This window comes from Moorella sp. E306M (assembly GCF_006538385.1).
In the GTDB taxonomy this organism is placed as follows: domain Bacteria; phylum Bacillota; class DSM-521; order Neomoorellales; family Neomoorellaceae; genus Neomoorella.
In genome coordinates this window covers 1,050,667-1,058,166 of the sequence record NZ_BJKO01000001.1, presented here as the reverse complement: position 1 = coordinate 1,058,166, position 7,500 = coordinate 1,050,667, and the positions used below count along the sequence as shown (strand labels likewise).

At 60.3% G+C, this 7,500-nt stretch carries 8 protein-coding genes (1 of these 8 only partly in view); 5 read left to right on the top strand and 3 right to left on the bottom strand.

From position 1 onward, the window contains the following. Window positions 1-37: the 3' portion of a tetraprenyl-beta-curcumene synthase family protein gene (locus tag FLZ89_RS05565; RefSeq protein WP_141304600.1), read on the top strand. 1,031 nt of this gene lie to the left of the window's left edge; only the last 37 of its 1,068 coding nucleotides appear in the window; its start codon lies beyond the left edge, outside the window; the stop codon is at window positions 35-37. Between the two features lie 13 nt (window positions 38-50). Here FLZ89_RS05565 and FLZ89_RS05560 read toward each other — a convergent pair whose 3' ends face one another. Then, window positions 51-977, bottom strand: coding sequence for a polyprenyl synthetase family protein (locus tag FLZ89_RS05560; RefSeq protein WP_141263730.1), 927 nt, complete (start codon window positions 975-977; stop codon window positions 51-53). Between the two features lie 304 nt (window positions 978-1,281). On the opposite strand from FLZ89_RS05560, the gene FLZ89_RS05555 reads away from it, so the two are divergent. The 4 genes from FLZ89_RS05555 to FLZ89_RS05540 are packed head-to-tail and all read left to right on the top strand — an operon-like array spanning window position 1,282 to window position 5,897. Beyond that, window positions 1,282-1,767, top strand: a complete 486-nt coding sequence (locus FLZ89_RS05555; RefSeq protein WP_141263731.1) for a CtsR family transcriptional regulator — start codon at window positions 1,282-1,284, stop codon at window positions 1,765-1,767. A gap of 14 nt (window positions 1,768-1,781) precedes the next feature. Continuing rightward, a complete protein-coding gene (locus tag FLZ89_RS05550; RefSeq protein ID WP_141304599.1) occupies window positions 1,782-2,291 on the top strand; it encodes a UvrB/UvrC motif-containing protein in 510 nt (169 codons plus the stop codon). Further along, on the top strand, window positions 2,288-3,340 hold the full coding sequence (locus FLZ89_RS05545; protein WP_141263733.1) for a protein arginine kinase: 1,053 nt from the start codon (window positions 2,288-2,290) through the stop codon (window positions 3,338-3,340). The genes FLZ89_RS05550 and FLZ89_RS05545 overlap by 4 nt, the downstream gene beginning before the upstream one ends. A 28-nt stretch (window positions 3,341-3,368) precedes the next feature. Next, a complete protein-coding gene (locus FLZ89_RS05540) occupies window positions 3,369-5,897 on the top strand; it encodes an ATP-dependent Clp protease ATP-binding subunit (RefSeq protein ID WP_141263734.1) in 2,529 nt (842 codons plus the stop codon). Window positions 5,898-5,997: 100 nt separating this feature from the next. Here FLZ89_RS05540 and FLZ89_RS05535 read toward each other — a convergent pair whose 3' ends face one another. Further along, window positions 5,998-6,762: an AIR synthase related protein gene (locus tag FLZ89_RS05535; protein ID WP_141304598.1), complete on the bottom strand. Its 765-nt coding sequence runs from the start codon at window positions 6,760-6,762 to the stop codon at window positions 5,998-6,000. Beyond that, on the bottom strand, window positions 6,759-7,313 hold the full coding sequence (locus FLZ89_RS05530; RefSeq protein WP_141304597.1) for an ECF transporter S component: 555 nt from the start codon (window positions 7,311-7,313) through the stop codon (window positions 6,759-6,761). The genes FLZ89_RS05535 and FLZ89_RS05530 overlap by 4 nt, the downstream gene beginning before the upstream one ends. Window positions 7,314-7,500 lie beyond the last annotated feature (187 nt).

The window sequence follows — 7,500 nt, the reverse complement described above, 5'->3', positions numbered from 1 at the left end:
TCTTTGTAAAACCCTGCGGCGGGTTGGCGTAATTTAGCGACCAGCTTGACTTAAATTAATTCATGCAGGGGGTCCAGGGTACGGGCAGCCAGTAAAGCCAGCTCTTCCTGTACCGGGTTTGCCGGTAGTTTATCCAGGGCCTCCAGGGCCAGGGTAATTTGTTCTCCCGCTGTGGCAGCCGTATATTCATCACATTTTAATTGCCGCGCGGCAGCAGTGAGCTCCTCTATTTCCACAGCCGTCAGGCCGCGATTTATTTTTTCCTGCCACGGCGCAGCTTCCGGAGAAAGCTCTAAAAAGCGTAAAACAGGGAGGGTAAGGATGCCGCGGGCCAGGTCCTGCCGGTTGGGTTTGCCCATCCTTGCAGCGGAGCCGAAAAGATCGAGGTAATCGTCGATTATCTGGTAGGCCAGGCCCAGGTGCCAGCCGAACCGGGCCAAATAATTCTGCTGGGGGCGCTTTAAACGGCAGAGGATGCCGCCGCAACGGCAGGCGGCACTGAACAGGGCGGCCGTTTTTTGGCCGATATAAGTAAAATAGGAGTTTATATCGGGGCCGGCAGCTGTTAATTGCTGGATTTCCCCGCAGCACATGGAACGGATGGCTTCGGTAACCGTGGTGAGGACGGCTTTTTTGCTTCTGGCCAGGAGACCAAAGGCGGTGGCAAAGAGGTAATCACCGGTGAGGACGGCCGGCACTGTCCCATAGAGGCAGTGGAGGGCGGGCAGACTGCGGCGGACGGTCGCCCCGTCCAGGACGTCGTCGTGGATCAGGGAGGCCAGGTGAATAAGTTCTATGGCTACCGCCACTTGCCGGGCTTCCAGGGTATCATGAATCCCGAAGCGGGCACATAATAAAACTAAAGTTGGCCGCAGGCCCTTACCGCCGGTCAGGGCATGGTTTAAGAGCCGCTGCAACCGGGGATCCGGAGTGGCAACGGCTTCATTTAGGACTGCTTTTATTTCCGCCCCTAGCAAGGTATCTTCTCCTTTACACAAATTTATACAAAAGGTGCCAGCAAATGGAACGGGAGTAACTCTAGTATGGCTGGAAGGAGACGATTTTATAGCCGCCATCTTTAAAAACAGGAGATACAGCAAGCAAGAATGTAAAATAAGGAGCATAATAGCTTTTCAGGTGCCAGAAAGCCAGGGATTGGATAAAATAGGTATAGATTAATATTGCTAAGAGGAAATTTTTGCAGTATAAAATAGTCAAGGAAAGTCAAAAGGAAAAAGAAAGTCAAAACCAAAAGGAAGACTCAAGGGGGTGGGCCGATGAATGGAAGGTAAAACCCTGGCCGACCGGATAGAAAACTACATCAAGTGGCTGTTAAAAAGCAGTGCCGATGGCATAGTAGAGCTGCAGCGCCAGGAGCTGGCCGAGCGCTTTACCTGCGTACCTTCGCAGATCAGCTATGTCCTCAGCACCCGCTTTACCATAGAAAGGGGCTACCTGGTGGAAAGCCGCCGGGGTGGCGGTGGCTATATCCGCATTGCTCGGGTACCCCTAAATGCCGAGGAGCGGCTAAAAGATTGGGTGCACGAAGCCCTTGGTGAATACCTCTCCCAGGAGGCAGCCGTGGAGCTGCTGGAGCGCCTGGGGGAGGAGGGGTTGTTAACCCGGCGGGAGCAGCTGCTCCTGACGGCAGCCATCAACCGCCAGGCTTTACCCCTGGAACTACCCAGGCGCGACCAGGTACGGGCCTGCATTATGAAGGCTGTAATTTTAACCTTAATGCGCGATGATTTCCCTGGCGCAGGATAAAAGGGGGCTAGAAAATGCTTTGTGAACGATGCCAGGAGAGGCCGGCCAGTGTCCACGTTACCAGGATTATCAACGGCGATAAGACGGAGCTTTATCTCTGCCAGGAGTGTGCCCGGGAAATGCAGCCCCAGCTCAACTTTTCCATTCCCAAATTTTTAGCCGGGCTGCTGGATTATGACCCCGGCCTGGAGGTCAAAGCCCCGCCGGCAGTGGAACGCTGCCGCGAGTGCGGCCTGAGCTACGAGCAATTCCACCAGACGGGGCGGCTGGGATGCCCGGACTGTTACCATTACCTGGCCGCGCGCCTGGATCCCCTCATCCGGCGCATCCAGGGGAGCAGCCAGCACCGCGGCAAAGTACCCCGCCGGGCCGGCGGCAATTTACGGGTGCGCCGGGAGATTGAAAAATTGCGGGCGCAGCTGCAGCGGCTGGTCGAGCAGGAAGAATTTGAAAAGGCCGCCCAGGTCCGGGACCGCATTCGCGACCTGGAGAATCGCCTGGGAGAACAGGGGGTCGGGCAATGAGTCTGAATTTAGAGCGCAGCAGCAAATGGATGGAAGGGTCCGGTCCCCAGGCCGACATCGTCATTTCCAGCCGCATCCGGCTGGCTCGTAACCTGAAGGGGATGCCCTTTCCCAATTTGATGAACGAAGCCCAGGAAGTGAAGGTTATCCGCCAGGTGAGCCAGGCCATCCGGGCGCCGGGGGTCTTCCAGGCCGTGGGTGAATTAAAGCTCCAGACCTTGCGAGAATTGTCGCCGGTAGAGCGGCAGATACTAGTGGAGAAACACCTCATCAGCCCGGACCTGGCGGAAGGTAAGGGAGAAAAGGCCGTAGTTTTACGGGATGATGAGGCCATCAGCATCATGGTCAATGAAGAAGACCACCTGCGCCTGCAGTGCCTTTTGCCGGCCCTGATGCTCCATGAAGCCTGGCGCCTGGCCGACGCCGCCGACGATGCCCTGGAAAACGAGCTGGACTTTGCCTTTGACCAGGAAAGGGGCTACCTTACCGCCTGTCCTACCAATGTCGGTACGGGCTTAAGGGCTTCCACCATGCTGCACCTGCCGGCCCTGGTGTTGACCAAGCAGGCCGGGCAGGTATTGACGGCCCTGACCAAGGTGGGAGTGACGGTCAGGGGCCTTTACGGCGAGGGCACGGAAGCCCAGGGCAATATCTTCCAGGTTTCCAATCAAATCACCCTGGGACGTTCTGAAGAAGAGATTATCAACAACCTTTCGGCGGTAACTGTGCGGCTGGCCGATCAGGAAAGGGAAGCCAGGGAATTGCTGCGCAAGCAAAACCGCTGGCAGCTGGAAGACCGCGTGGGCCGGGCCTACGGTGTCCTGACCAACGCCCGCGTCTTGAGCTCCCAGGAAGCCCTGCAGCTGCTTTCAGATGTCCGCCTGGGAGTGGAAATGAAAATTTTACGCGGCATCGACCAGCGGCTGATAAACCAGCTCATGGTGCGCATCCAGCCGGCTTACCTGCAGTTTACCGCCGGGAAAGAAATGACGCCCTTTGAGCGCGATGTGCGCCGGGCGGCCATGGTACGGGAATTTTTAGCAGGCTAGCAGAAAACCTACAGGAGGTGGAGTAATCATGTCACCACGTTTTACCGAAAGGGCCAACCGGGTCTTGCGCCTGGCCCAGGAAGAAGCCAGGGCCTTGCATCACCCGGCCATTGGGACCGAACATATCCTGCTGGGTATCTTGCGGGAAGGCGACAGCGTCGCCGCCCGCGCCCTGGCCAGTTTGGGAGTGAATGTGAAAGCTGTACGTGAGGAAGTGCGTAAAATTATCCGGCCGGGGGAAGCCCCTGCCGGTGGGGAAATCGGCCTGACACCGCGGGCGAAAAGGGTCCTGGAGCTGGCCAATGAAGAAGCGCGGCGCCAGGGCGTAAACTATGTAGGCACAGAACATATCCTCTTAGGCCTGCTGGAAGAAGGCGAAGGCCTGGCGGCCCAGGTGCTGGGCGGGCTGGGCTTGAGCCCCGAGAAAATCCGCCAGCAGGTCATCGCCCTGCTGGGGGGTGCCGGCGGGCAGCCCCAGGCCGGCGGCTGGACCCTGGTTTTCGGCAGCCTGCCCTTCGGCATGAGCGGGTTCCCCGGAGGAGGGGCCTTCCAGCCCATGGGCGCCCCCGGGGCGGTCAAAATGCAGCCGCAGCGGCCGGGTCAGACGCCCACCCTGGACCAGTTCAGCCGGGACCTCACCCGCCTGGCCCGGGAAGACAAGCTGGACCCGGTCATCGGCCGGGAAAAAGAAATTGAACGCGTCATCCAGATTCTAAGCCGCCGGACGAAAAACAACCCCGTCTTAATCGGCGATCCCGGCGTGGGCAAGACGGCCATCGTCGAAGGCCTGGCCCAGAAGATAGTCCAGAACCAGGTACCGGAAGTCCTGCGGGATAAACGAGTAGTCGCCCTGGATATGTCCGGTATGGTGGCCGGCACCAAGTACCGGGGCGAGTTTGAAGAACGCTTCAAGCGGGTTATGGACGAAGTCCGCGACGCCGGCAACGTCATCCTCTTTATCGACGAGCTGCATACCCTCATCGGCGCCGGGGCCGCCGAGGGGGCCATCGACGCTGCCAACATCTTAAAGCCTGCCCTGGCCCGGGGCGAACTGCAGACCATCGGTGCTACCACCATTGACGAGTACCGCAAACACATCGAGCGGGACGCCGCCCTGGAGCGCCGTTTCCAGGCCGTTATGGTCGGCGAGCCCACGGTGGAGGAAACCATAGCCATCCTGAAGGGCCTGCGGGACCGCTATGAGGCCCACCACCGGGTGAAGATTTCCGATGCGGCCCTGGAGGCGGCGGCCAGGCTTTCCGACCGCTACATCACCGACCGCTACCTGCCGGATAAAGCCATCGACCTGGTTGACGAGGCTGCTTCCCGGGTGCGTCTCAAAGTCTACACGGCTCCCGACGACGTGAAAAAGCTGGAAGCACGCCTGGAAGAACTGGAGAAGGAAAAGGCGGCGGCCGTCCATGCCCAGGAGTTTGAAAAGGCGGCGGCCTTAAGAGACGAAGAAAAGAAAATAAAAGAGGAGTTAGAAGCCAAAAAGGGCGAGTGGCAGAAGGAAAAGGGCCTGGAGAAGTCCGTGGTGACGCCGGAGGACATCGCCCAGATTGTTTCCAGCTGGACGGGAATCCCGGTCACCCAGCTGGCCCAGGAGGAAAGCGAGCGGCTCCTCCACCTGGAGGATGTCCTGCACCAGCGGGTCATCGGCCAGGATGAGGCCGTCCACGCCGTTGCCCGGGCCGTGCGCCGCGCCCGGGCGGGCCTCAAAGACCCCAAGCGGCCCATCGGCTCCTTCATCTTCCTCGGCCCCACCGGCGTCGGCAAGACCGAGCTGGCCCGGGCCCTGGCCGAGGCCCTCTTCGGCGACGAGGACGCCATGATCCGCTTCGACATGTCCGAGTACATGGAGAAGCACACCGTCTCTCGGCTGGTGGGCGCCCCGCCCGGTTACGTCGGCTACGAGGAGAGCGGCCAGCTGACGGAGGCCGTCCGGCGCCGGCCCTACAGCGTGGTCCTCTTTGACGAGATCGAAAAGGCCCACCCGGACATCTTTAACGTGCTGCTGCAGGTCCTGGACGACGGCAGGCTCACGGACGCCAAGGGCCGCACCGTGGACTTCCGCAACACGGTGATTATCATGACCTCCAATATCGGCGCCAGCACCATCAAGCGGGAGAGCCTGGGCTTTAAAGCTTCCACCAGCGAAGTGGCGGCCGATTCTTACGACAAAATGAAGAAGCACATTATGGAAGAGCTGCGGCGGACCTTCCGGCCCGAGTTCCTGAACCGCATCGACGAGCTGATCGTCTTCCATGCCCTGTCCAGGGATGATATCAAAAAGATAGTCGACTTGATGCTGGCCGATATGAACCGCCGCCTGGAGGAGAATAAGCTTTCCGTAGAAGTGACGGATGAAGCCAAAGAAATCCTCATCAAAGAAGGCTTCGACGAGGCCTTCGGCGCTCGTCCCCTGCGGCGTGCCATCCAGACCCTCATCGAAGACCAGCTCTCCGACGAGATGCTGGCCGGGAAAATCGTCCCCGGCGACAAGGTCCGGGCCGTCGCCCGGGACGGCAAGATTGTCCTGGAAAAGGCGGCCTAGTCCGGGACGGGATAGACCTCTACAAGCACCCGCGCGCAACGGGTGCTTTTTCTTTTGCTGTAACGAGCAATTTACTTATTTCCACCGCCAGGGGACTGTTCTAATTTTCCAGGGTCCCCAGGAGGCAGAAGGGTTTTCCCGCCCGGAGCCCTGCAGCCTCTAGGGCGGCCCGCTCGCCGGCGGCGAGGATGCAGGTGGCGGGGCCGGCCGATTTGTGCAAGTCCAGCTCCGGTAAGCCCGGCCGCCAGTTGATCTGCAGCCTGTATAAAGCGGCCAGGTCCAGGGCCTCGGCCAGGATGCCCCTGGAACCGACGGGAACGATTTCCCGGATGCCCGGCTGGTCGAGGAGCAGGCGCACGGTTTGCAGGTCTGCGATTTCCGGATCGTCGAGGAAGACCTCGGTTCCGACCTTGGGCCGCCCGAAAAGGGCCAGGGCGTCGCCGGCAGCCAGGCGCCCTATTAGCAGCTCTGCGGTAACCGCCAGGCCGATGACGGTGATCCCTATCCCGGACTGGATAGTGGGGACGTTTTTTTCGCTGCTGCCGGTGAGGGCTTTCTCCGGATCGATACCCAGCGAGCGGACCTCGTCGGCTACGCCCTCCCGGATGGCCGCACCTGTAGGTTCCGGTTCCACGGAGAGGGTGTTGACGATGCAGACCGGCCAGGCGCCTACCGCCAGGACTTCCATTAGGGCTACCCTGGCGGTGAAGCGACCCAGGACGTATCCCGGCACCCGCACCACGTCGGCTTCCTTGGGGCCGATGGCCCCGGCGGAGTCGCAGGCGATCACCAGGGATCTTTGCGCATCCAGGTCCAGGATGGTCAAATCACGGTAGCGGCGGGGGGAAAGGGTGGTCGGGGTCATTTACCTTCACCTTTCCCCCGGCCGGCGGCATAGCTGGCGGGATATACCCGGCGCAGGCTGGTGAAGGCCGTCGCGGCCAGAACGATGTTCAGGGCGGAAGCGATTAATAAGGGCACCACCATGGCCAGGAAGAATGCTTTGCCGAACCCCGGCAGGGGGATGAACAGCGCCGGGAGTAACAGGCCGTTGAGGGCTATTCCCGCTGCTATCCCCAGCCAGGGGGAAAAGCGGTAGAAAAGGGCAAAAAGGGCAACGACGGCGGCCATTCCGGCGGCGATTACCAGGTGGAGGGGCGGGGTGAGGGGGAACCCGGCGGTAAAGGCGGTGAGCAGGTGCCCCAGGGCTGCTATCAGGGCCCCGTCGGCGGGACCTAGGATGAGGGCGCCGAGAAAGCCGGGAAAAGAATCGAAGGCCGGGGTGCCGGTGATGCTGGGTATTTTTAGATTGGCGCCCACAGTTGACAGGGCGATGAGCATGGCCAGGGTGGCCAGGCGTCTGGCCGTCCAGCGGCTTGCCTTAACGGCCGGGGAGGAAAGTTCCGGTTTTGCCATGTTTGCTTCTCCTTTCTAAAGAAGACTTTGTCAGGGGTGAAATGGGGCCGGGCCACCCGTAACATCGAGTAGGAGGGGGCGGCTAGCCCCCGTCCCCTCACACCACCGGACATGCGGGTCCGCATCCGGCGGTTCACCAAGCTTGACGAAGACTGAGATAGCGTTCGGTTAAGCTCATGAGGCCCTG

Coding starts and splice junctions, on each gene's coding strand:
- FLZ89_RS05555 (WP_141263731.1), top strand. CDS start 1,282: ATGGAAGGTAAAACCCTGGCCGACCGGATAGAAAACTACATCAAGTGG.
- FLZ89_RS05550 (WP_141304599.1), top strand. CDS start 1,782: ATGCTTTGTGAACGATGCCAGGAGAGGCCGGCCAGTGTCCACGTTACC.
- FLZ89_RS05545 (WP_141263733.1), top strand. CDS start 2,288: ATGAGTCTGAATTTAGAGCGCAGCAGCAAATGGATGGAAGGGTCCGGT.
- FLZ89_RS05540 (WP_141263734.1), top strand. CDS start 3,369: ATGTCACCACGTTTTACCGAAAGGGCCAACCGGGTCTTGCGCCTGGCC.
- FLZ89_RS05535 (WP_141304598.1), bottom strand. CDS start 6,762: ATGACCCCGACCACCCTTTCCCCCCGCCGCTACCGTGATTTGACCATC.
- FLZ89_RS05530 (WP_141304597.1), bottom strand. CDS start 7,313: ATGGCAAAACCGGAACTTTCCTCCCCGGCCGTTAAGGCAAGCCGCTGG.